Genomic DNA, 22,138 nt, shown 5'->3' with positions numbered 1-22,138 from the left:
CTCAGCCGCGCATCATCGGTTCGATGCGGCGCTGCGCATCGTCCAGTGCAGCCTTGATCGTGGCCTGGCCGGAGAGGGCGGACTGGATCGCGGTCGCCATGGTGTCGCCGATTGCCGGCCATTGCGGCACGCGCGGACGCCAGTCGACGTCGGTATCCTCCTGCAGAGCGCCCATCGTGGCCTCGACGAAGTTCTCGCCAAAGCCGTTCATCAGCTTGATGTAGTCGGGGTCCTTCCACACCGAGGTGCGGTTGACGCCGGAGCGTTTGGTGGGCCCGGCGAACTTGTGCGCGGTGCGCGCCTGGGTCTCGGCGCTCGCGGCCCATTGGATGAACAGCCAGGTCGCCTTGCGCTTCTTCTCCGGCAGCGCGGAATTGATCGGGAAGCCCCAGTTCCAGATCGACGTCGTGCGCTTGCCCGACGGGCCTTTGGGCCAGCGGGCATAGCCGACCTTGCCGATCACCTTGGACTTTTCGGGATTGTTGATGACCGAAGCCGACGAGTGCGCGTCGATGTAGCTGGCGACGGTGCCTTGCGAGAAGGCATCAGCGATATCCGGCCAGTTCCAGTTGGCCGCCGCGGTCGGTGCGTACTTCTTCATGATGTCGATGTACCAAGCGAGCGCCGCCTCCGCCTCGGGACCGTTGACGGTGAGCTTGCCGCCCTTCATCCAATCGCCGCCGAACTCGCGGAAGATCGACGGATAGATGTACATGTTCTGGCCGGCACCCGCGACGCCGCGCAGCGCCGCGCCCCAGACGCGATCGTTCGGCGTGTTCAACGCCGCCGCGTTGGACATGTAGGCCTCTAGCGTGTCGGCCGGCTTCAGGCCCTTCGCATCGTAGAGATCCTTGCGATAGACCTGAATGGTGACTTCACCGTCATAGGGCATGCCGTAGAGCTTGCCGTCGATGCCGTTGGCGCTGCGCCAGGCCGGGATGATGTCGTCGAGCTTGAACCATGCCGGGTCGGTCAGCGACTTGTCGGCGAGATAAGTGTCGAGCGGCTCGACCCATTTGTTCGCGGCATAGAGCGCGTAATACATGGGATCCGCGGCGTGGGTCGCGTAGGTGCCGGTCTTCGAGGTCAGGTCGATGACGCTCTTCTGCCGGATCTGCGCCGGCGGAATTTTTTCGAAGCGGACGTCGATGCCGGTCAACGCCTTGAATTGCGGCGCCAGGGTGATGAGGTTCTCGAAATAGCTCGCGGGAATCACGGCCACCGTGATGGTCTCGCCGGAGACCTGCTGCCAATCGATCTGAGCGGCCTTGTAAGGCGCAAGGTCGGCGTCCTGCGCTGCGGCTTGCCGAAGAAAGGCCGGACCAAGCGTCGCGAGAGCGGCGGCTGCGGTTCCGGTCTTGAGTAGCGTTCGTCGCGTCGGCGTGAATGACGGCATGCTGTCCTCCCGAAAATCCGGATTTATACTTCCGGTTAGTTAGGACATTTGCCTAAATGTTATAACAAGTCAACCGCGACACAATCGCCGCGCGTCCGGGCTCCGAGGACGTCATGTGGCGGCCCTCAGAGCCCCGGTGCCGACAAGAGATGGTTGAATCGATGATGCGCGATGTACGTCTTCGTCGACGTATAGCCGCGAGCGCTCGCGCGACGTCACCCGGCGAGAAACCCGCCATCAACAGCGACGACAGTGCCGGTCGCATATGTCGACGCCGGCATGCAGAGGAATGCAACCGCGCCCGCGATGTCCTCGGGCTGCCCCCAGCGCTTGAACGCGGTGCGGTCGGCGATCCGCTGGTAATGCGCAAGGTCGGCGCGGCCCGAGGCGTTGATCGCGGTTTCGACGTAGCCGGGCGCCACCGCATTGACGCGGATACCATCGTCGGCCCATTTCAGAGCCAGTGCCTTGGTCAGCATCACGACGCCGCCCTTGCTCGCGCAATAGGCTGGGATCCGCGGCAGCGCCAGTGTCGCGTTCATCGAGGCGATGTTGACGATCGAGCCCTTCTGCTGCGCGAGCAACGGATGGAACGCCATGCAGGTCCGGAACGTGCCGGTGAGATTGACGTCAATCACCTTCATGAAGGTCTCGATCTCGAATTCCTTGTCGCGCACCAGGATGCCGGCGCAATTCACCAGCGCGTCCACGCGCTTGTGCTGCCGGGCGAAGGCGGCGACGGCCGCATCATCGGTGATATCGAGCTTGGCGAGCATGAGACCCGCGCGTGGCTTGAGCAGAGTGCGGGCGAGATCCGCGTCATTGGCGCCCGTTGCCGTCACCGTCGCGCCGAGATCGCAGAACTGGTTGCTGATCGCTGCACCAATGTCGCCGGCGCCGCCGATCACGACGGCATGAAAGCCGGGCGCGAGAGAAAAGTTCGAACTCATCGGGAGGGTCTCACTTCAGGATTTCGGAGGCGGCGCCGTGGATTCGCGAACCACCAGCGAGAAGTCGATCTCGCGGTGCATGATGGTCTGCTCGCCGGCAAGGCTGCGTACGAGGTATTCGCCGGCGCGCTGCCAGGTTTCGCCTGTTGGAACGTGGATCGTGGTCAGACTCGGCCGCAAATGGCGGCTCCAGTCGAGATCGTCGAAGCCGACCACCGACAGATCGCGCGGCACGGAGAATCCGTCGCGCTCCGCCTCGAGCAGCACGCCATAGGCGATGACGTCGTTGCCGCACACCACTGCCGTCGGGCGGTCCTTGAGATTGAGGAGATAGCGAGCCGCCTCGCGGGCGTCGTCCAGTGTGTAGGGCACCTCGACATGCCATTGCGGGGGAAGCTCGATGCGGATTTCTCTCAGGGCGCGGCGAAAGCCGGCGACGCGCGCGCTGGCACGGTCGTTGTTGCGCTGAAGCGCCGAGACGATCCCGATGCGGCGGTGACCGAGCTCGATCACATGCGCAGCCGCGCGATGGGCGGCCGCCTCGTTGTCGGTGCCGACGCAAGGGTAGGGCCTGTCAGGCTGGTAGATGCCGACATTGATGAACGGCACCGCATTGTCCGCGAGCAGTTTTCGCAAGCCGTCGTGATGGCAGTCGCCGCGCAGCACGAGGCCGTCGACGCCGCGGCTGATCAGGTTGCGCGCCTGTTGCAATTCGACGTCGAGATCGTAGCCGCTCGTGGTGAGGAACAGCATGTATCCGACCGACGACAGATATTGCTGCAGCGAGGCGATGCCGCGCGCGAACATCGTGTTGTCGATGGTCGGCACGATTGCGCCAAGGGTCCGCGAACGCCGCGACGAGAGGATGCGCGCGGGCGCATGCGGAATATAGCCGAGTGCCTCGATGGCCTGCTCGATCCGCGCACGCAGGGAAGGGCTCACCGCGTTGGGATTGTTGAGGGCGCGCGACACCGAGGCCGTCGACACGCCGGCGCGCGCCGCCACGGCTCGAATGCCCTGTTTCACTGATTTGGCGCTGGTCAATCTCATGGAATGTAACGTTACATCGCGGACAGCGAGGCGTGAAGTGGCTGAACAACCTAATTTTGCTGCAACTTACAACGCGTGTCCATCGCTTGACACAGTGGATATCAGAGCTAGATTGTAACCGTTTTCAAAGCCTGTTTAATCAGGATGCGTTCAAGAAGGCTTGCCGACACAAGGCAGCCAGCCGGGAGGAGAGTTCGATGAAGGCCAGGATGCTCGCGACGCATGTCGCGCTGCCCGTTCTCGCAATAGCCGTCAGCGGGCAGGCCCATGCCGCCGATTTCGACTGGATGAAGTTCAAGGGCAAGACGGTCACCTTTCTCGCCAACAACAACCCGGTCTCACAGGCGCTGCTGACCTATAAGGCCGATTTCGAGAAGTTGACCGGCATGACTCTCAAGGTCGACGGTTATCAGGAACAGCAGATGCGCCAGCGTCTGGTCACCGTGATGAATGCGAACAGCGACGAGGTCGACGTGTTCATGACGCTGCCCTCGCGCGAGGGCGAGCAGTTCGCCGCAGCCGGCTGGTATGGCGATCTCACGGCGATGGCCAAGAACCAGGTCGCCAAGGATTACGATCCAGCGGGGCTGAGCCAGGCCCTGCTGAAAGCCGCGACATTCAACGGCAAGCTCACCAGCATGCCGATGAATATCGAGGGGCCGATCTTCTATTACCGCACCGACATCTTCAAGAAGTGTGGGCTCGAGGCGCCGAAGACCATCAAGGACGTCGAGGCTGCCGCCGAGAAGATCAAGACCTGCGACAGCACGGTGACGCCGTTCGTCTCGCGCGGCCTCAAGCCCGCGGTCGCCTACACCTTCAGCAACATGCTGCACAATATCGGCGGCACGTACATCACCAATGGCAAGTCGAATCTCTGCTCGGCCAAGGGCAAGGAGGCGCTCGACACCTATAGCCGGCTGCTGCGCGATTTCGGCCCGCCCGGCGTCGTCAATTACAGCTTCCAGCAGATCTCCGCATTGTATCGCAGCGGCCGCGCCGCGATGGCGTTCGAGTCGTCGAACGAGCTCCGCACGGTCATGGAAGGCGGCGCGCGCCTGAAGGACACCGGCCTATTGCCGTTCCCGGCCGGCGAGGCCGGTCAGGTGCCGACCACGATCGGCTGGGGCATGGCGGTGTCCTCGCACAGCAAGCAGCCTGATGCGGCCTGGTATTTCGTCCAGTGGGCGACCAGCCCCGAGGTGCAGAAGAAGATGGCGCTGCAGGGCATCGCGCCGCCGCGCCCGTCGGTCGCCAAGGACCCGGAATATCGCAAGTGGATCGACGAGGAGCCGGTCCGCAAGGAATGGCAGGCCGCGCTCGACGTGCTCGCCACCAAGGGTACGTCCGAAGTCGGTTATCCCATCGTCGCCAATCCGCAATCGCGCGAGTTCATCGGCCAGGCCGTGCAGGATCTGATCCTGAAGCAAAAGCCGATCGACCAGGCCTGCGCGGATGCCGACAAGGCGCTGGACGCGCTGATTGCGCTGAACTGACCGCCCGGTGCCGGCCGGCTCGCTGCCTGCCGGCACCTCATTCGATCGAAGGACAGGAACGCATGTCTGATACGGCTGCGCCACTCACGCAGGACCGGCAGAAGCTGGAGATGGCGGCGCTCTCGGCACCGGCCGTGCTGTTCACGGTCGCGATGATCGCGTTTCCCGTCGTTTATACGATCTGGCTCGGCTTCCAGACCTTTTCTTCCACCGGCAAGCAATCTTTCGCGGGTCTTGCCAACTATTCCAAGCTGATCTCCGACGTCGAGTTCTGGCACGGGCTGTGGGTCACGATCGCGCTCTATGTGCTGTCGCTGTTGCTGCAGCTCGTCTTCGGAGTCTGGCTGGCGCTGGTGCTGTTCCACGCCAGGCGCCTGCCGGGCATCGTGCGCTCGCTGTTCATCTCGCCCTTCATGATGCCGCCCGTGGTCGCCGGCATGATGTGGCTGGTGATCCTCGATCCGTCGCTGGGGGCCGCGAACTACGTCCTGCAATCGTTCGGCCTGCCGCCATCGGACTGGCTGGCCTCTCCGACATGGGTCATTCCGACCGTGGCGCTGATCGACAGCTGGCAGTGGACGCCTTACGTCGCTCTGATCGTGCTGGGCGGTCTGCAGTCGCTCCCGACGAGCGTCTACGAGGCCGCCCAGATCGACGGCGCGTCCCCGTTCAAGACCTTCCAGCGCATCACGCTGCCGCTGCTGCTGCCGACCATCGTCACCGCGGCGATCCTGCGCAGCGTCGATCTCCTGCGCTTCTTCGATATCATCTACATCACCACCCAGGGCGGTCCGGGCAACGCCTCGAACACGCTCAACATCTACGGCTTCCGGGTCGGCTTCGAGTTCTTCAACATCGGCTATGCCAGCGCCCTGATGCTGACGTTGACGGCAATCGTGTTCGGCGCCGTGCTCGCCTTCAACCGCCTGCGCGGCGCAGTCGCCTGGTGATGCCATGACCGATGCCGCCAATACCGATCGCTGGATCCGATGGCTCAACACGGTGCAGCTCGTGCTGGCCGGCGCGCTGATCATGGCGCCGACGGTCTGGATGGTGCTGTCTTCGTTCAAGCCGTCCTTCGAGGTCACCGCCTATCCGCCGACGCTGGTCTTCTCGCCGACGCTGGAGAACTACGTCGAACTGACCAGGACCACGCCGTTCCTGAGTTACGCATTCAACAGCCTCATCGTCACCGTCGGCTCGACCGCGCTGGGCCTGCTGTTCGGTATTCCGGCCGCTTTCGCTGTGTCATGGACGCGGATCACGTGGCCGGCAATTCTCACGCTGGCCGCGCGCATGGCGCCGGGCACGCTGTTCCTGCTGCCCTGGTACGTGATGTTCCGGCAGGTCGGCATGATCGGCTCCTACACCGCACTGATCCTCAGCCACGCCGTGATCACGCTGCCGATCGTGATCTGGGTGCTGCTGCCGTCCTTCGACGCCATTCCGCGCAGCGTCTTCGAGGCCGCGCAGGTCGACGGATGCAGCGTCACGCGCATCCTCTGGCGCATCGCGATGCCGCTGGTGGCGTCAGGGATTGCGGTCGCGGCGATCCTCGCCTTTGTGTTTTCGTGGAACTACTTCCTGTTTGCGCTGGTGCTCTCCAATGGCGACACCAAGACGCTGATCGCGGCGGCCTTCAACTTCATCGGCGAAGGCTCGACGCAATGGGGCGCCCTCATGGCCGCGGCGACGCTGATCGCATTGCCGCCGCTGGTGCTGGCTGCCCTGGTTCAGCGCTGGCTAGTGTCCGGACTGACGCTCGGCGCGGTGAAAGGCTAGACCTCTGATGAATGTATCGCCCCGTCCCAATTCGATCATGCAGGCCGCGGTGTTCCACGGCAACGATCGCATCACCATCGAGCGCGTGGCGATACCTGATGTCGGCGCAGGCGAGGTGCTCGTGCGCGTCTCGCGCACCGCGCTGTGCGGATCGGACTTCAAGCTGTGGCACAAGGGAGCCGAGTTCACTGCAGGCCACGAAATCTTCGGCGTGGTCGAGCAGCCCGGTCACAGGCTGCATGGGCGGCGCTGCGCCGTCTACATCCCCTTGCACTGCGATCACTGCGAAGCGTGCAAACGCGGCGACACCCAGATGTGCCTGGAAGTGTCCAGCCTGATCGGCTGGAACAGGCCGGGCGGCTATGCCGAATACGTGCCCGTGCCGGAGAATTGCCTGCTGCCGGTGCCTGATGATATCGAGGACAGCCTCGCCCCGCTGCTGCTCGACACCATCGGCACGTCGGGGCACGCCGTGCGCTTCGTCAGCCGCGTTGTGCCGCCGGCCGAGGCCGGACCGGTCCTCGTGATGGGGGCAGGGCCCGTCGGCCTCGGCGTCGTGCTGGCGCTCCGTGCGCTCGGTTACGATGACATCCACGTCGCCGATCCCAACGCCGCGCGCCTCCGGATCGCGCAAGCTTTTGGCGCGCAGGCGCACCCGGTCGGCGATACCTCCAAGCGCTTCGCCCTCATCATGGAATGCTCCGGCGCGCATGCGGCGCGCAATCTCGGCATCGAGCTCGTGCTGCCACGTGGCGCCCTGGTGCTGGTCGGTGAAAATGCCGCGCCCTGGACCATCGAGGAAGGCAAGGTGTTCCGCCGCAAGGATTTCTACATGATCCGCACCTTCTACTTTCCGGTTTCGGATTTCGAGCCGAATATCGAGCTGCTGCGCAAGTACAAGGACGAATACCGCGTCCTGGTCGACGGCGAGTTCGGGCTGTCGGCTCTCCCCGAGAATTTCGCCCGCTTCGCCAAGGGCGAGCTGATCAAGCCTGTGTTGGCGCTGGACTGAGCGATCATGGCCTCGATCTCGATCCGCAACCTCACCAAACGCTACGGCAATTTCACCGTGATCCCCGATCTCAATTTGGAGATCGCGGACCATGAATTTGTCGTCTTCGTCGGCCCGTCCGGCTGCGGCAAGTCGACCTTGCTGCGGATCATCGCCGGGCTCGAGCCGATCTCGTCGGGAGAGCTCTATATCGGCGACAAGCGCGTCAACGGCGTGCAGGCCGCGCAACGCGACATCGCCATGGTGTTCCAGGATTACGCGCTCTATCCGCACATGAAGGTCTACGACAACATGTCGTTCGCGCTGGAGCTGCGGGGCGTGCCGAAGGCCGAGATCGACGTACGGGTGAGGCGCGCCGCCGCGCTGCTGCACATCGAGCCCTATCTCGACCGCAAGCCGAAGGAGCTCTCCGGCGGGCAGCGCCAGCGCGTTGCCATGGGCCGCGCCATCGTGCGCAACCCCAAGGCGTTCCTGTTCGACGAGCCGCTGTCGAACCTGGACGCCAAGCTGCGCGGGCAGGTGCGGGCCGAGATCAAGGCGCTGTCGCAGGAGCTCAAGACCACCATGGTCTTCGTCACCCACGATCAGATCGAGGCCATGACCATGGCCGACCGGATCGTGGTGCTCCAGAGCGGCACGATCCAGCAATACGACACGCCGGAGACGGTCTACGAGCGCCCGGCCAACCAGTTTGTCGCCGGCTTTATCGGCTCGCCCGCAATGAATTTCTTCCCGGTCGAGTGGCGGCAGGACCGTGCGGTTCTCTCGCAAGGCGGGACGGTGGTGCCACTGGACGGCGAGACCGCAGCCCGCCTGAGCAATGCCGGCAGCGCCGTGCTCGGCATTCGTCCCGAACATTTCGCGGTGGCTCCAGATTCCGCCGATGGCGTCGCGATCAACGTCAAGCTGGTCGAGCCGCTCGGCTCGGATACGCTGATCCACTTCGATCTCGGCGGCGGCTCGGCGATCGCGCGGGTTGATCCGGCGCTGCGGCCGAAAGTCGGCGATCGCATCAACCTGCGCCCGCAGCCGGGCAAGACGCATCTATTCGATGCCGGCAACGGAGAGGTCCTGCGGTGAGCGCGTCGGTCGGCATCGGCGATCTCTCGGCGCTGGCGAACGTCGCGTCCAAGGCAAGGCCCGTGCACGTCATCTGTCTCGGCCTGTCCGCGCTCGACCAGGTCTGGCGTGTCGATCGGCCGTTCGCGGGTGGGAGCGAGAAGATCAAGGCACTCGCGTACGGCACGCTCGGCGGCGGCATGGCGGCCAACGCATCGGTTGCGGTGGCAAGGCTCGGCGCGTCCGTCGCGTTCTGGGGGCGGGCAGGGAACGATGCCGCCGGCCACGAGATGAAATCGGCGTTTGCGGCCGAGGGGGTCGATGTCGAGAACTTCCGGTTGTTTCCCGATGGCCGCTCCTCCGTCTCCGGGATCATCGTCGACAGCTCCGGTGAGCGGCAGATCGTGAATTTCCGCGGCCTCTATCCGGAGTCCGCCGACTGGCTTCCAATCGAACTCGTTGCGCGCGCCTCATCCGTGCTGGCTGATCCGCGCTGGGTCGAGGGCGCGGCGACGCTGTTCAGAGAAGCGCGCGGGCGCGGCATTCCGACGGTGCTTGATGGTGACATGGCCGAGCCTGATGTCTTCGAGCGGCTGCTGCCACTGACCGACCACGCCATCTTCTCCGAGCCCGCGCTCAAAGCCTTTGCCGGCTCGGCCCAGGATGAGAGCCTTGCTGCGCTTGCACGCTTCGGCTGCCGTGTCCTTGCCGTCACCCGCGGCGAGGGCGGCGTGAGCTGGTACGGGAACGGCCAGTTGCACCGGCAGGCCGCCTATGCCGTCGACGTCGTCGACACCACCGGCGCGGGCGACGTCTTCCATGGCGCCTATGCGCTGGCGATCGGCGCCGGCCTCGAGGTGCGGGCCGCCATGGCGTTTTCGGCGGCGACAGCCGCGATGAAATGCCGCCACGCCGGCGGCCGCAACGGAATCCCCGATATCAACGAGTGTCTTGCATTCATGAGGACGAAACCATGAGAACGATTGGAAAGAACCGCGGCCTGGCACGGCTTGCCGACGCGGATGGCCACTTTCGCATGGTCGCGCTGGATCAGCGGCCGCCACTGTTCGATGCCATCGCCAAAGCCAAAGGCATTGCGCGGGAGCAGGTCGAATATTCCGACGTCACGGCGGCCAAGCGCCTTCTGGTGGAGAACCTCGCGCCGCATTGCAGCTCCATGCTGTTTGACCCGAATTTCGCGGTGCCCGCCGCGATCGATCTGCTGCCGCCGCGCTGCGGCCTGATCATGACGCTGGAGGAGCACCGCGTCGAGGAGACCGCGGGCGGCCGCAAGTCGCGTGCGATCACCAACTGGAGCGTGGAGAAGATCCGCGCCATGGGCGGTGACGCCGTCAAGGTGCTGGCCTGGTACCGGCCGGACGCTGATGCCGCGGTGAACGAACATCAGAAGAAGTTCGTGCGCGAGATCGGCGAGGATTGCGCCCGCCACGACATCCCCTACGTGCTGGAGCTGCTGGTCTATCCGTTCCTCGGCAGCGCCAATCACACCGCCGACTACGTGGAATCGCCGGGCAAGCTGCCCGGCCTCGTCATCGACAGCGTGCGCGAATTCGCCAAGCCGGAATACGGCGTCGATCTCCTCAAGCTGGAGAGCCCGCTTGCGGCGGGCAGCCTGCCCGCCCGCGACGGCAGCGCGGAGGCCAAGGCCGCGCAGAAGGAGTTCGATGCGATCGGGGATATCTGCCGCGGCCGCAACATCCCCTGGGTGCTGCTGTCAGGCGGCGCCGCGCCCGAAAAGTTCGAGCGGGTGCTCGATTATTCCTATGCCGCGGGCGCGAGCGGCTTCCTGGCGGGTCGCACCATCTGGCTCGACGCCGTCCTGAAGAATTTCCCGGACCGTGCGGCGGTTTCGGCCAGCCTGCGCAAGGATGGCCTCGGCGTGCTTGAACGTCTCAACGAGCTGACCACGGCCAAGGGCACGCCGTGGAAGGCACGCTTTCCGGCCTTCACCGACATCAAGCAGGAAGGTGACTTCGCACGCGCCTACTGAAATGATGCAGCTCCGCATGGTCCCATTCCGATCGCAGGATCTGCAACGTGACTGACCCCTTTGCCGTCCGTTTGCGGCGAAGGAAGGCGCGCTGCATAGATCGTTCCCGCAGCGCCGCTGGGCGTCCACCAATGGTCGTACGGAGGCTCTGTCGGCACTGCCGCAGACGCCGCGGCGGGCAAGATCAAGGTGCGCGTCGCGATTGATGTGGAGGCGGAGAATCGCCTCTTGCTGTGGTGTATGCCAGCCTATTGGAATAGCCGAGCGCGGCGCCGATGGTTCTGGCTGCCTCCATCACGTGGACCGAATATTCCTTGATCTGCTTGCGCTTGATGCGGCTGTCGGGACCGGACATGCCGATCGCTCCGACGAGTTCGCCGGAACGGCCGAGGATCGCGCAAGCGCAGGCCGCGATGCCCTCGCGCCATTCGCCGTGCAGCACGGAAGAATAGCCCTGCGCGCGCGCCAGCTCGATGTCCTCCCGCAGCTCCTCGATCGTCGTTCGCGTCGTTTCCGTGTAACGCCTGAGATGCGGGCGGAATCGTTCCAGATAGTCATCAGGCATATGCGCGAGCATCGCCTTGCCTGTCGCCATGGTGAAAGCTGGGGCGCGCATGCCCACGCTCGTATGGGCGCGGATGTGGTGAGCGCTCTCGATCTTGTCGACGTAGACGACGTCGGTATCCTCGAGCACGGACAGATGGATGGTTTCGCCGGTGATCTCGGCAAGCTTCGTCATTGCCGGTCGCGCGACGTTGATGAGATCCATCCGGTGGATGACGTGGCTGCCGAGCGCCCAGATCTTGGTCGTGAGCTCGTAGGTGCTGTGCGGCGGGATCTGGCGCACATAGCCCTGGGACTGCAATGTCATCAGCAGCCGATGCACGTTGCTCTTGGTGAGCTTCAGCTCGCTCGCGAGGTCCGTGACCCCGCGGGGTTGCTCGCTCAGAGCAAGTGCTTCCAGGAGACGCAGCCCCTTGGTAAAAGCCTTATCCATCCACCAGCCAAAGTAGAATGATCTTTTACATCGTCTAGCATGGTTGCGCGATCCGCAACAGCCGGCGTGTGGGGACCGGCCCCGATCCTTGGATCGGGGCCGGTCAGCCTGCCTATTGCGCTAGCAAGGCGTTCAGCTTCTCCTGACCGTACTCTTCATTCGTGGATTTTCCGGCCGGCGAAGCCGCGCCCCAATAATCCGGGCTCCATTCGATCGCCTTCGAGACGTTGTCCGGGTTGTTGGCCCAGTAGCGCGCGAGCTTCTTGTCGGTCGCGGCCTCGAACACGACCTGGGAGGGAAGGGCGACCGGGAAGGTCGAGGTGAGCTGCGCCGCGCGCTTGGGCTCGAGCCGCCAGGACAACAGCTTCAGCGCGTTATCATAGTTCGGCGCTCCCTTGGGGATGGAGAAGAAGTCGTAGTAGATGAAACCCTGGTTGAAGGTCAGCTCGATCGGCGCGCCCTCCAGGGCGAGCTTGCTCATCGAGCCGGTGTAGGCCATGCACATGTCGGCCTCGCCGTCGAGCAGCAGCTGCGGCGGCTGTGCGGACGTCGTCCACCATTTGGCGATGTGCGGCTTGATCTCCTTGACCTTCTTCAGTGCCCGCTCCATGTCGATGGGGTAGAGCTTGCTCTTCTCCACGCCGTCAGCCATCAGGGCCGCTTCAAACACGAAACGCGGCCAGGCGGGCATGCAGCGGCGGCCGGGAAACTTCTTCACATCCCAGAAGTCGGCCCAGCTGGTCGGTACGTTCTCGCCCTTATACTTGTCCTTGTTGTAGACGAGGCCGACGCCGATCACCTGCAGTGCCACGCCCTTCTTGCGCTTCAGATTGTCCGGCATCGCCGCCAGCGTCTGCTTCGCCGCGTCGGACAGCTTGGAATAGTCGATGTCGGCCAGGCAGCAGTCACCGAGCAGCTTCGTCTCCTGGTCGAAGATGAACGTCAGGTCCCATTGCGCCTTGCCGGCTTCGGCCTGGGCCTTGATGCGCGGGCCGCTGCGGGCCTCCTGGACGGTGACCACCTTGATGCCGGTCTCCTTCTCGAAGGGGTCGTACATGACCTTGCGCAAAGCATCGCCATAACCGCCGCCCGGGTCCTGCATGATCACGACGTTGCTCTGCGCTTGAGCCAGACCCGTCCCCATCGCGACGAACAGGACCGAGGCCAGCACGGAAGCCGATAGTCGCAAGCGTTTCATTCCCAGCATTTTCTCTTTCCTCCAGTTGAAACTTGATCTGCGTCACGTTGCCTTCCGCGACGTGGCGAGAACCGGTCGTGCAAGGCCCAGCCCTGCGATCACCAGCAGCACCTCCAGCGTCGAGACCACGGCCAGCACCGGATTGAGCCGATAATTGACGTCACCCCACAGCATGAGGGGGAGCGTCTTCAGCTCCGCGCTCGACAGGAACAGCGTCAGCACCAGTTCGTCGAACGAGTGCAGGAAGGCGAAGAATGTCGCCGCAGCCAGGCCCGGCATGATGGCCGGCAGGGTCACCAGGCGGAACACCGTCAGGGACGATGCGCCATGGACGGCAGCGGCCTGTTCGAGCCTGGTATCGACGCCTTGGAGCGATGCGGACAGGATCACCACGACGAGGGGAAGGCCGCCGATCGCATGCGCCGCGGCAAGGCCGAAGATGGAGCCGACCAGGTCGAAACGCAGGAACAGGCTGTAGAGCGACAGGCCGAGCACGACCGGAGGCACGATGATCGGACTGACGAGCAGCAGCATGATGGTGGACTTGCCGCGAATGCTGCTCCTGACGATGCCGAGGGCGGCCGACGCGCCCAGCACGATCGCGATTCCCGCCGACATCGTTGCGACCACCAGGGACGTCCAGAACGCCCGCATCCAGTTCGAATCGGAAAAGAACTGCTCGTACCAGCGAAACGAGAAGCCCGGCGGCGGGAAGGTCAGATAGCTTGCGCTGCTGAAGGAAATGATCATCACCACGATGATCGGCAGGATGAGAATGGCAATGACCAGTCCGCCCATGAGGCGAACCGTCCAGGTCCCGAAGCTCGCCGGCAGCCGCCCGAACAGTCTCAGAAGCGGCCAACCGATCGCGTCGGCAGCTGACGCGCCGAGACTGCGGCGGCCGGCATCGACGGCATGGCGGTCTATCGTCCTCGGTGTAGCCTCCGTCAGCTTGCGGCCGCCCCAGATGAATTCGAATCCGAGGAAGCGTCCGGCCACCGCGACCACCGCCAATGTGATCGTCAACAGCACCACACCCAACGCCTGCAGGAAGCCCTCCGAGGTGACCGAGTCCGCCTGCTGGGTGATATGCATGGCAAACATCTGGTCGCCGGGTCCGCCGAGCAGGGTCGGCGTAATGAAGAAGCCGATCGCGGCGACGAAGACGAGCAGGAAGCCGGCGCCCATGCCGGGCAAGGTCAGTGGCAGCATCACGCGCCAGAACGCCGCAATGGGCCCTGCGCCGCTGGCCAGCGCCGCGCGGGTCAGGCTTTGGTCAAGCCGCGCCACGCTGGAATAGATCGTCAGCACCATCAGCGGCAGAAGCACCGCGGTCATGCCGAGAAGCACCGTGCCGCGATTGAAGAGCAGCTGCACCGGCTCGCTCAGGATGCCGATCGAAACCAGCATCTTGTTGACCGGGCCGTTGCGGCCGAGCAGGACCATCCAGGCGTAGGTCCGGATCAGGATGGCGATGAAATAGGGCAGCACGATCGCGGTCGCGATCAGGGCCTGGGCAATGCCGCGGCTGCGGTGAATGAGCAGCGCAGTCGGATATCCGAACAGCAGGCACAGGCACGCGACGGTGACCGAGATCTGCATCGTGCGGACGAGCGAATCCCAATAGAGCGGTATCGCGAATACCCGCTCGAAGTAGGACGTCCAAGACGGCCCGCTCACGCTGATACGGATGAGATCGATCAGGGGCAGGAGGTAGATGAAGGCCAGAAACGCGAGCGCAGGCAAGAGCAGCAGCGCCGGATCCTTCAACCTCCTCACGAGATCGAGATCCGCAGGACGGTCCGCCTGGGCGCCGATCGATGCCGAGGTCATGCAAGCACCCAGCAGTCCGCGGCGCCCCAGCTCACGTGCAGACGGTCCCCGACGTTCGGCAACGGCCGGTCGGCCATGTCGGTGCACCGGATCAGGAGCGGATCTCCACCCTCCATTTGCGCCTCGATCCGCAGGATCTCGCCGAGGAAGATCGCAGACGTGACGCTGACGGGCGTGGAGTTCGCGGTCGGCTCGTTCGACACGGCGATACGTTCCGGACGCACGAGCACCGTTGCGCGCCCGACGTCGATCGTGTCCCGGCTTTCGGCGCTGAACACGTATCCTGCACGGTTCTTCATCGTCAGCGTCGAGCCGCGCTTCTGCAAGATCTCCGCCTCGATCAGATTGCTCTCACCGACGAACGAGGCGACGAACCGATCGATCGGATGCCGGTAGATGTCCAGCGGGCGGCCGATCTGCACGATCTTGCCGGCGTTGAGCACCGCGATGCGGTCGCTCATCGTCAGGGCTTCGCCCTGGTCATGGGTGACGAACAGGATCGTGCTGCCGATGGTCCGGTGAAGGTCGCGGATCTCGATCTGGATCTGCTCGCGCAAACGCCGGTCAAGGGCGCTGAGGGGTTCATCCATCAGCACGACCTTGGGCCTCCTGACGATCGCGCGGGCGATGGCGACGCGCTGCTGCTGCCCGCCCGACATCTGCGAGGGAGACTTCGCCGCATGCTCCGTCAGCCGCATGATCTCCAGCGTTTCGGCGACGCGTCGCTCCGCGGTCGCCCGATCGACACCGGCCATGCGAAGGGGAAACGCGACGTTCTGGCTGACGGTCATGTTCGGAAACAGCGCGTAGCTCTGGAACACCATGCCGAAGCCGCGCTTGTGCGTCGGCACGTTGTGGACAGGCTTGCCGTCGACGAGGATCTCGCCGCTGTCGAGGCTCTGGAAGCCCGCCACGAGGTTGAGCAGCGTCGTCTTTCCGCTGCCGGAAGGGCCGAGCAGCGTGATGAATTCGCCCGGCTCGATGTCGATGCTGATGCGGTCGACCGCGTGGAAGCTGCCGTAGGTCTTCACTGCGTCGCGGACGGCGATGCTTGATCCGATGGCGTCGCGGTCACGGAGGCGGCCGGTCGGCGACGTTCCAACGTTCGCATCGCCGGAGCGCATTGCGCGCAGAGCCGTGGGCTCACCCATTCTCTCCTCCCAAGACGTTCTATATTGTGGAACACTATTCCAATTATTGTTGGCGTAGCGCGCCGTCTTGTCAAGTCGAAGCGACCGCTCGCGGCGCAATGGCGCCCCGCTGCGGTCGATGCGGAGGTGAGATCTCCTGCAAACAAAGGCTTCGCCGACCAAGTCAGATTGACACTCTCGTCGGGATCCGCCAACATAAACGTGGAATAGCGTTCTACAATATAGAACAGAACGGGAGGATGATGGTGTTGAGCGAGCCTCGCGCAATGGCGAAGCACATCGAGCCGGGCATGCGCGTAGCGCTCCCGGTCGACTACGCCGGCGTCTCCATGGCGATGACGCGGCCGATCATCGAGCATGGCGCGGGTGATCTCGATCTCGTCTGCGTGCCCACCGGCGGATTGCAGGTCGACCAGCTCATCGGCGCCGGTCTTGTCCGGACCGTGGAGACCAGCGCCGTCTCGCTGGGTGAAGCCGGTGCAGCGCCCCGGTTCAATGCGGCAGTCAAGGAAGGCGCGGTTCGACTGAAGGACGCGACATGCCCCGCCATCCATGCCGGCCTGATGGCGGCGCAGAAGGGCAGTCCGTTCATGCCGCTGCGGGGGCTGATCGGAACGGATCTGCTCCGCCATCGCGACGATTGGCGCGTGATTGATAATCCGCTGGCGGATGGCGGCGATCCGATCGTGCTGATCCCGGCCATCAAGCCGGACGTCACGATCTTCCACGTGCCCATGGCTGATCGCTTCGGCAATGTCTGGGTCGGCCGTCGACGCGAGCTTGCCGCCATGGCCTACGCTTCGCAGATTGTTCTCGTCACGGTGGAGCGAATCGTCGAGGAGAATCTGCTCGCCGACGAGATGAGCGCGGCCGGCGTGTTGCCGGCACTCTACGTTACGGCCATCGCGCGCGCGCCAAAGGGCGCGTGGCCCTACGGGCTGTGGGGCGAGTATCCCGCCGACAGCGCGGAGATCGCACGTTACGCGAAGGCCGCGCGAACGGCCGACGGCTTCTCCGCCTATATGGCGCAGGCGCAGATGGAGCCCGCGTGATGTCTGACGTTCTCTCTCGCGAAGTGCTGATCTGCACGATCGCGCGGCTGCTCGACGGCGTCAGGCATGTCGCCGTAGGCGCCTCTTCTCCGATTCCTGCCGCAGGCGCGATGCTGCTGCGTGCCATGAAGGAGGCGGGCGGCGCCGTCGGTCCGCGCATTTCCATCCTCGGTTCTGTCGAGCATAATTTCTTCACCAACGGCTCGGCCGAGCTGTTTGATTGTGCGGGTCAAGGCCGGATCGATGCGTTCTTCCTCGGTGGCGGCCAGATCGACGGCCGCGGCAACGTGAACCTCGTCGGCACCGGCGATTATCCGCGCTCCAGCGTGCGCTGGCCCGGCTCGTTCGGGTCGGCCTATCTCTATTTTGTCGTGCCGCGGGTCATCCTCTTCCGGGAGGAGCATACGCCGCGCGTCTTCGTCGAGCACGTGGACTTCATCAGTGCGCCGGGCGTCAGTCCTGAAGGTGTCTTCCGGAGCGGCGGCCCCGTTGCCCTCCTGACCGGCAAGGGTCTGTTTCGATTCGACAAGACCCGGCCTGGTTTCGACCTGGAGAGCGTCCATCCCGGGCACGATCTCGCCGAGATCAAGCAGGCGACCGGTTTCCGGTTTGGCCATGATGCCGAGCCGCGGCAGACCCCGCTGCCCGATCGATCGACGCTCGACCTGCTCCGCGGCCGCGTGTTCGACGAACTCGCCGAGACCTATCCCGAATTCGCCGCGCAGATGCGGCGGGAGCTCGGAGCGGTCGACGCATGAGCACGATCAAGCGGGTCCCGCATTGCAGCCATTGGGGTGCGTACACCATCCTCGTCGAGGATGGCCGCATCGTCGGTGTCGAACCGTTCGAGCACGATCCGGCGCCGTCCCCGATCATCCATTCCATCGCCGAGTGGGCCAATCCCGAGCGGCGCGTGCTACGGCCGATGGTTCGTTCCGGCTGGCTGGACAAGCGCGAGAAAAGCGATCGCCGCGGACGCGGCCGTGAGAAATTCGTGCCGGTCAGCTGGGACGAGGCGACGACGCTCGTCGCCGACGAGGTGCGCCGCGTAGCGGGCACGTTCGGCAATGCGTCGATCTTCGCCGGCTCCTATGGCTGGACCAATTCCGGCCGCCTGCATCATGCGTCTTCGCTTCTGAAGCGCATGCTCAATCTGGTCGGCGGCTTCACCAGGCACGTCGACACCTATTCGATCGCCGCAGGCCCCGTCATCCTGCGCCACACGCTCGGCAACGACGATGCATGCGGCGGCCGTGCCAACACGCTCGACACCATCGCGCAGCACACCGAGACGCTGGTGGTGTTCGGCGCCCTGTCGCCGCGAACGGCGCAAAACGAGGCCGGAGGAATTGGCAGCCACCGGCTCGAAACCTATCTCAGGCAGATCGTCGAACGCGGCGTCAAGGTCATCCACGTCTCGCCGCTGAAGGATGATCTGCCCGACTGGGTCGGCGCCGAATGGTGGCCGATCCGGCCGAACACGGACACGGCGCTGATGCTCGGCCTTGCCGGCGAGATCGTGAAGGCGGGCCGGCACGACACGGATTTCCTCGCGCGCTGCACCAGCGGTGCGGATCGCCTGCTTGGCTATCTCGAAGGCCAGGCGGACGGCGTGCACAAGGACGCCGCGTGGGCCGCCGGCATCTGCGGGCTCGACGCGGCCCGGATTGCCGGGCTCGCGAGCTGCCTGGTCGACACCCGCAGCATGCTGACGGTGAGCTGGAGCCTGCAGCGTGCCCATCACGGCGAGCAGCCGTTCTGGGCGGCGCTCGGACTTGCATCGGTTGTCGGCCAGATCGGATTGCCGGGCGGCGGCGTCGGCTACGGCTACGCCTCCCTGGGGGGCGTGGGGGCACCGCTCAACCTTGGTCGCTCTCCAGCCATTTCACAGCTGACCAGGCCGATCGACAGCTTCATTCCGGTGGCGCGGATCAGCGACATGCTGCTCAATCCCGGCAAACCGTTCAGCTACGAAGGCGAGATCCGCACCTATCCGGATACGAGGCTGGTGTATTGGGCGGGCGGCAATCCCTATCACCATCATCAGGACCTCAATCGGCTGGCGGAAGCCTGGACGAGGCCCGAAACGATCATCGTGCAGGATCCGATGTTCACCGCGACGGCCCAGCGCGCCGACATCGTGCTGCCGGCCACGACGTCGATCGAGCGCAACGATCTTGCCGGCAACAGGCGCTCCGACTTCATCCTGGCAATGAAGAAGGCCATCGAGCCGCTGGGCCAATCCCGCTCCGACTTCGCGATCTTCAACGCGATCGCAGGCAAGCTCGGGGTGGCCGATCGGTTCAACGAAGGCCGGGATGAAATGGGCTGGGTCCGGCATCTCTACGAAGGCTGCCGCAGCGACGCCTCGCAGCGCTTCGACTTCGAGATGCCGGATTTCGATGCGTTCTGGGACGCCGGCTATGCCCGCTGCCCGGTCAAGGCAGAACACACCTTCCTGGCGGACTTCCGCAACGAGCCGGAGGCGCACGCGCTCAGGACCGAGAGCGGAAAGATCGTGCTCGGCAGCGAAACCCTGGCCCAGCTGGACTATGCCGACTGCCGCCCGCATCCCGCGTGGATCGAGCCGGCTGAATGGCTCGGCAATGCCGACGCCGGCCAGATGCACCTGGTGTCGCATCAGCCGGCCGGCCGTCTTCACAGTCAGCTCGAAACCGGCGCGTCGAGCCGGGCCATGAAGCGCAATGGCCGTGAACAGGCTCGGCTTCATCCTGACGACGCGGCTGCTCTCGGCGTCGAAGACGGCCAGACCATCCGCGTCTGGAACGGCCGCGGGGAGTGCCTTGCGACGGCGGAGGTCACCGACAAGGTCCGGCAAGGCGTGCTGGTGCTTCCGACCGGCGCCTGGTTCACGCCGACCGGCAATAGCAGCCTGGAGGTCGCCGGCAATCCGAACGTGCTCACGCTCGATATCGGCACCTCTCAATTCGGCCAGGGCTGCTCGGCCCATACCTGCCTCGTGCGGGTCGAGCCCTACGCCGCCGATCGGCGCGATGCGTTCGAGGCCTATCGGGAAACGCTCGTCGCGCTTGCGGCGGTCTAACAGGAGCTAGGAACATGTCTGCGCCCGCCATCAGCCGTTTTCCCGTCCCCGACATCGCCACGCTGCCGGAGGACATCCGCTCGCGGATCGAGGCGGTTCAGGAGAAGTCCGGCTTCGTCCCGAACGTCTTCCTGACGCTCGCGCATCGTCCTGACGAGTTCCGGGCGTTCTTCGCCTACCACGATGCTCTGATGGACAAGCCCGGTCCGATCACCAAGGCCGAGCGCGAGATGATCGTGGTCGCGACCAGCAGCGCCAATCAATGCCAGTATTGCGTCGTCGCGCACGGCGCCATCCTACGCGTGCGTGCGAAGAATCCGCTGATCGCGGATCAGGTCGCCACCAATTACCGCAAGGCCGATATCACCGCGCGGCAAAGGGCGATGCTCGATTTCGCGATGAAGGTCTCGGCGCGCGCCTATGAGGTGGACGATAGCGACATGGCCGATCTCAAAGGACACGGATTCACCGAGGAGGACGTCTGGGACATCGCGGCCATCGCTGCCTTCTTCGGCATGTCCAACCGCCTCGCCAACGTCACCAGCATGCGTCCGAACGACGAGTTCTTCGCGATGGGACGCTGAGCGCCGCGAACGAGAACTGCAATGGTATCGCTGGTCATCGACAGGCGCTTCCGCGGCCCGCCCAATTCCGGCAATGGCGGCTATGTATGCGGATGTCTCGCAAGGCACGTAGCCGGTGACGCCGAAGTGACGTTGCGCGCCCCGCCGCCGCTGGAGCGGCCGCTCGACGTGCTGACGGGGACCGACGGCGTCATCGAGTTGCGCGAAAAAGACGGGCTGCTCGCGACGGCGCGTGCAGCAGGCCTCGATATGTCGGACATTCCCAGGGTAAGCTACGCGGCGGCCGAAGAGGCGGTCGGCAGAACGCCCTATGACGAGCAGACCCATAACCTTCCGGGATGCTTCGTCTGCGGCCCCGCACGTGGCCACGGCGACGGGCTCCGGATCTTCGCAGGTCCGCTCAAGGCGGGCACCGTCCCGGGCAAGCCGGTCGTATTCGCGGCCTCCTGGGTCCCTCACGGCAGCCTGTCCGGCGAGGACGGCTATGTCGCGCCCGAATTCGTCTGGGCCGCTCTCGATTGCCCGACCGGCTATTGCAGCGTGGGCGCCCGTCATCTCGGATTGAATGGTGACGAAACGGCCCTGCTCGGACGCATGGCCGCACGGATCATGCGCCGGCCGCGCCCGGAAGATCGATGTGTGGTGGTGGCGTGGCCGACCGGGCGGGAAGGCCGCAAGCTGTTTGCCGAGAGCGCTTTGCTCGATGCGGAGCAGGAGGTGCTGGCGACTGCGCGAGCCACCTGGCTGTTGGTCGACCGTCAGGTCCAGCTCGGAGCAAGTGCATGAAAGAGGGTGGGAGCAAGGTATGACCGGCCGCGAAGCGGAGCTCGAACTTCGTCAATCCATCATCGATGCCTGCCGCGAGATGGCGGCGCAGGGCATCAACCAGGGGACGTCAGGAAACATCAGCGTCCGAACCGACGACGGCATGCTGCTCACGCCGTCCGGTCTTCCCTACGACCGCATGAGGCCCGAGGACATCGTGGCCATGAAGTGGGACGGCTCGTGGAGCGCGCCGGCCGGCAACGTTCCGTCGACGGAATGGCGCTTTCACCTCGACATCCTGAAGTCGAAACCGGAGGTCGGCGCCGTCGTTCACGCCCATCCGGTGTTCTGCACCATCATCGCGATCATGAATCGCTCGATCCCTGCGATTCACTACATGATCGCCGCCGCCGGCGGGAACGACATTCCCTGCGCGCCCTATGCTCAATACGGCACGGCCGAGCTGTCGCAGGCGGCGCTGAACGCGCTTCGCTATCGCCGCGCCTGCCTGCTCGCGCATCACGGGCTGATCGCCGTCGGGCCCAATCTGCGCAAGGCCTTGTGGCTCGCGGTCGAGGTCGAGGTGCTCGCCAAGCAGTATCACGGCTGTCTTCAGCTCGGTACTCCTCCGCTGCTGCCGGACGAGGAAATCGACAGCATTTTGAAGCGATGGGGGCAATACGGCCTGCGCGATAGCGAGGGCGCGCCCAAGATCCCCCAGCGTTCGAGCTAGATCAC

General features: G+C 64.7%; 20 protein-coding genes. 13 read left to right on the top strand and 7 right to left on the bottom strand.

All coding sequences use genetic code 11. The features are described 5' to 3' along the window. Window position 1 precedes the first annotated feature (1 nt). The 3 genes from K410_RS0127595 to K410_RS0127585 form a co-directional block, all read right to left on the bottom strand. The gene (locus tag K410_RS0127595; protein ID WP_028137872.1) at window positions 2–1,396 is read right to left on the bottom strand and encodes an ABC transporter substrate-binding protein; all 1,395 of its coding nucleotides are present in this window, start codon (window positions 1,394–1,396) and stop codon (window positions 2–4) included. Window positions 1,397–1,611: 215 nt separating this feature from the next. After that, window positions 1,612–2,346 carry an SDR family NAD(P)-dependent oxidoreductase gene (locus tag K410_RS0127590; protein WP_028137871.1) on the bottom strand — a complete coding sequence of 245 codons (735 nt, stop codon included), beginning with the start codon at window positions 2,344–2,346 and terminating at the stop codon, window positions 1,612–1,614. Window positions 2,347–2,361: 15 nt separating this feature from the next. Beyond that, on the bottom strand, window positions 2,362–3,396 hold the full coding sequence (locus K410_RS0127585; RefSeq protein ID WP_028137870.1) for a LacI family DNA-binding transcriptional regulator: 1,035 nt from the start codon (window positions 3,394–3,396) through the stop codon (window positions 2,362–2,364). Window positions 3,397–3,593: 197 nt separating this feature from the next. Here K410_RS0127585 and K410_RS0127580 point away from each other — a divergent pair, with 197 nt between their 5' ends. The 7 genes from K410_RS0127580 to K410_RS0127550 all read left to right on the top strand — a co-directional run bounded on the left by K410_RS0127580 (window position 3,594) and on the right by K410_RS0127550 (window position 10,756). Further along, entirely contained in the window at window positions 3,594–4,892 is a 1,299-nt protein-coding gene (locus K410_RS0127580; protein ID WP_028137869.1) for an ABC transporter substrate-binding protein, read from the top strand. A 62-nt stretch (window positions 4,893–4,954) separates the two neighbouring features. After that, window positions 4,955–5,842, top strand: a complete 888-nt coding sequence (locus K410_RS0127575; protein ID WP_049820344.1) for a carbohydrate ABC transporter permease — start codon at window positions 4,955–4,957, stop codon at window positions 5,840–5,842. A 4-nt stretch (window positions 5,843–5,846) separates the two neighbouring features. Beyond that, entirely contained in the window at window positions 5,847–6,674 is an 828-nt protein-coding gene (locus tag K410_RS0127570) for a carbohydrate ABC transporter permease (protein ID WP_028137867.1), read from the top strand. A gap of 7 nt (window positions 6,675–6,681) precedes the next feature. Beyond that, window positions 6,682–7,686, top strand: a complete 1,005-nt coding sequence (locus tag K410_RS0127565) for a zinc-dependent alcohol dehydrogenase family protein (RefSeq protein ID WP_028137866.1) — start codon at window positions 6,682–6,684, stop codon at window positions 7,684–7,686. A 6-nt stretch (window positions 7,687–7,692) separates the two neighbouring features. After that, on the top strand, window positions 7,693–8,766 hold the full coding sequence (locus K410_RS0127560; protein ID WP_028137865.1) for an ABC transporter ATP-binding protein: 1,074 nt from the start codon (window positions 7,693–7,695) through the stop codon (window positions 8,764–8,766). Then, window positions 8,763–9,722 (top strand): sugar kinase, encoded by a 960-nt coding sequence (locus K410_RS0127555; RefSeq protein WP_028137864.1) that lies wholly within the window; start codon window positions 8,763–8,765, stop codon window positions 9,720–9,722. The genes K410_RS0127560 and K410_RS0127555 overlap by 4 nt, the downstream gene beginning before the upstream one ends. Then, window positions 9,719–10,756: a tagatose 1,6-diphosphate aldolase gene (locus K410_RS0127550; RefSeq protein WP_028137863.1), complete on the top strand. Its 1,038-nt coding sequence runs from the start codon at window positions 9,719–9,721 to the stop codon at window positions 10,754–10,756. The genes K410_RS0127555 and K410_RS0127550 overlap by 4 nt, the downstream gene beginning before the upstream one ends. Window positions 10,757–10,940: 184 nt before the next feature. On the opposite strand, the gene K410_RS0127545 is transcribed toward K410_RS0127550, so the two are convergent. The 4 genes from K410_RS0127545 to K410_RS0127530 all read right to left on the bottom strand — a co-directional run bounded on the left by K410_RS0127545 (window position 10,941) and on the right by K410_RS0127530 (window position 15,935). Then, window positions 10,941–11,753 carry an IclR family transcriptional regulator gene (locus tag K410_RS0127545; protein ID WP_028137862.1) on the bottom strand — a complete coding sequence of 271 codons (813 nt, stop codon included), beginning with the start codon at window positions 11,751–11,753 and terminating at the stop codon, window positions 10,941–10,943. A 112-nt stretch (window positions 11,754–11,865) separates the two neighbouring features. Beyond that, entirely contained in the window at window positions 11,866–12,960 is a 1,095-nt protein-coding gene (locus tag K410_RS0127540) for an extracellular solute-binding protein (RefSeq protein WP_028137861.1), read from the bottom strand. Between the two features lie 33 nt (window positions 12,961–12,993). Further along, on the bottom strand, window positions 12,994–14,784 hold the full coding sequence (locus tag K410_RS0127535; protein WP_028137860.1) for an ABC transporter permease subunit: 1,791 nt from the start codon (window positions 14,782–14,784) through the stop codon (window positions 12,994–12,996). Continuing rightward, on the bottom strand, window positions 14,781–15,935 hold the full coding sequence (locus K410_RS0127530) for an ABC transporter ATP-binding protein (RefSeq protein WP_028137859.1): 1,155 nt from the start codon (window positions 15,933–15,935) through the stop codon (window positions 14,781–14,783). Before K410_RS0127530 ends, K410_RS0127535 begins: the two co-directional genes overlap by 4 nt. Window positions 15,936–16,177: 242 nt before the next feature. Here K410_RS0127530 and K410_RS0127525 point away from each other — a divergent pair, with 242 nt between their 5' ends. Genes K410_RS0127525 through K410_RS0127500 form a run of 6 tightly spaced genes read left to right on the top strand, consistent with a single transcriptional unit; the run spans window position 16,178 to window position 22,133 of the window. Next, complete coding sequence (locus K410_RS0127525) at window positions 16,178–16,987, top strand: CoA transferase subunit A (protein ID WP_080672307.1); 810 nt, start codon at window positions 16,178–16,180, stop codon at window positions 16,985–16,987. Continuing rightward, window positions 16,987–17,745 (top strand): CoA transferase, encoded by a 759-nt coding sequence (locus K410_RS0127520; protein WP_028137857.1) that lies wholly within the window; start codon window positions 16,987–16,989, stop codon window positions 17,743–17,745. The genes K410_RS0127525 and K410_RS0127520 overlap by 1 nt, the downstream gene beginning before the upstream one ends. Beyond that, window positions 17,742–20,051, top strand: a complete 2,310-nt coding sequence (locus tag K410_RS0127515) for a molybdopterin-dependent oxidoreductase (protein WP_028137856.1) — start codon at window positions 17,742–17,744, stop codon at window positions 20,049–20,051. The genes K410_RS0127520 and K410_RS0127515 overlap by 4 nt, the downstream gene beginning before the upstream one ends. 14 nt (window positions 20,052–20,065) lie before the next feature. Continuing rightward, window positions 20,066–20,635: a peroxidase-related enzyme gene (locus tag K410_RS0127510; protein ID WP_028137855.1), complete on the top strand. Its 570-nt coding sequence runs from the start codon at window positions 20,066–20,068 to the stop codon at window positions 20,633–20,635. 21 nt (window positions 20,636–20,656) lie between these two features. Then, on the top strand, window positions 20,657–21,421 hold the full coding sequence (locus tag K410_RS0127505; RefSeq protein WP_028137854.1) for a PaaI family thioesterase: 765 nt from the start codon (window positions 20,657–20,659) through the stop codon (window positions 21,419–21,421). 19 nt (window positions 21,422–21,440) lie between these two features. Next, on the top strand, window positions 21,441–22,133 hold the full coding sequence (locus tag K410_RS0127500; RefSeq protein ID WP_028137853.1) for an L-fuculose-phosphate aldolase: 693 nt from the start codon (window positions 21,441–21,443) through the stop codon (window positions 22,131–22,133). Window positions 22,134–22,138: the final 5 nt, after the last annotated feature.

The organism is Bradyrhizobium sp. 22 (assembly GCF_000482425.1).
Taxonomy (GTDB): domain Bacteria; phylum Pseudomonadota; class Alphaproteobacteria; order Rhizobiales; family Xanthobacteraceae; genus Bradyrhizobium; species Bradyrhizobium japonicum_B.
The sequence above is the reverse complement of the archived record's forward strand: the minus strand, read 5'-3'. Positions and strand labels throughout refer to the sequence as shown.

Coding starts and splice junctions, on each gene's coding strand:
- K410_RS0127525 (WP_080672307.1), top strand. CDS start 16,178: ATGGTGTTGAGCGAGCCTCGCGCAATGGCGAAGCACATCGAGCCGGGC.
- K410_RS0127500 (WP_028137853.1), top strand. CDS start 21,441: ATGACCGGCCGCGAAGCGGAGCTCGAACTTCGTCAATCCATCATCGAT.
- K410_RS0127520 (WP_028137857.1), top strand. CDS start 16,987: ATGTCTGACGTTCTCTCTCGCGAAGTGCTGATCTGCACGATCGCGCGG.
- K410_RS0127570 (WP_028137867.1), top strand. CDS start 5,847: ATGACCGATGCCGCCAATACCGATCGCTGGATCCGATGGCTCAACACG.
- K410_RS0127575 (WP_049820344.1), top strand. CDS start 4,955: ATGTCTGATACGGCTGCGCCACTCACGCAGGACCGGCAGAAGCTGGAG.
- K410_RS0127590 (WP_028137871.1), bottom strand. CDS start 2,346: ATGAGTTCGAACTTTTCTCTCGCGCCCGGCTTTCATGCCGTCGTGATC.
- K410_RS0127515 (WP_028137856.1), top strand. CDS start 17,742: ATGAGCACGATCAAGCGGGTCCCGCATTGCAGCCATTGGGGTGCGTAC.
- K410_RS0127550 (WP_028137863.1), top strand. CDS start 9,719: ATGAGAACGATTGGAAAGAACCGCGGCCTGGCACGGCTTGCCGACGCG.
- K410_RS0127540 (WP_028137861.1), bottom strand. CDS start 12,960: ATGCTGGGAATGAAACGCTTGCGACTATCGGCTTCCGTGCTGGCCTCG.
- K410_RS0127585 (WP_028137870.1), bottom strand. CDS start 3,396: ATGAGATTGACCAGCGCCAAATCAGTGAAACAGGGCATTCGAGCCGTG.
- K410_RS0127595 (WP_028137872.1), bottom strand. CDS start 1,396: ATGCCGTCATTCACGCCGACGCGACGAACGCTACTCAAGACCGGAACC.
- K410_RS0127535 (WP_028137860.1), bottom strand. CDS start 14,784: ATGACCTCGGCATCGATCGGCGCCCAGGCGGACCGTCCTGCGGATCTC.
- K410_RS0127505 (WP_028137854.1), top strand. CDS start 20,657: ATGGTATCGCTGGTCATCGACAGGCGCTTCCGCGGCCCGCCCAATTCC.
- K410_RS0127545 (WP_028137862.1), bottom strand. CDS start 11,753: ATGGATAAGGCTTTTACCAAGGGGCTGCGTCTCCTGGAAGCACTTGCT.
- K410_RS0127565 (WP_028137866.1), top strand. CDS start 6,682: ATGAATGTATCGCCCCGTCCCAATTCGATCATGCAGGCCGCGGTGTTC.
- K410_RS0127560 (WP_028137865.1), top strand. CDS start 7,693: ATGGCCTCGATCTCGATCCGCAACCTCACCAAACGCTACGGCAATTTC.
- K410_RS0127530 (WP_028137859.1), bottom strand. CDS start 15,935: ATGGGTGAGCCCACGGCTCTGCGCGCAATGCGCTCCGGCGATGCGAAC.
- K410_RS0127510 (WP_028137855.1), top strand. CDS start 20,066: ATGTCTGCGCCCGCCATCAGCCGTTTTCCCGTCCCCGACATCGCCACG.
- K410_RS0127580 (WP_028137869.1), top strand. CDS start 3,594: ATGAAGGCCAGGATGCTCGCGACGCATGTCGCGCTGCCCGTTCTCGCA.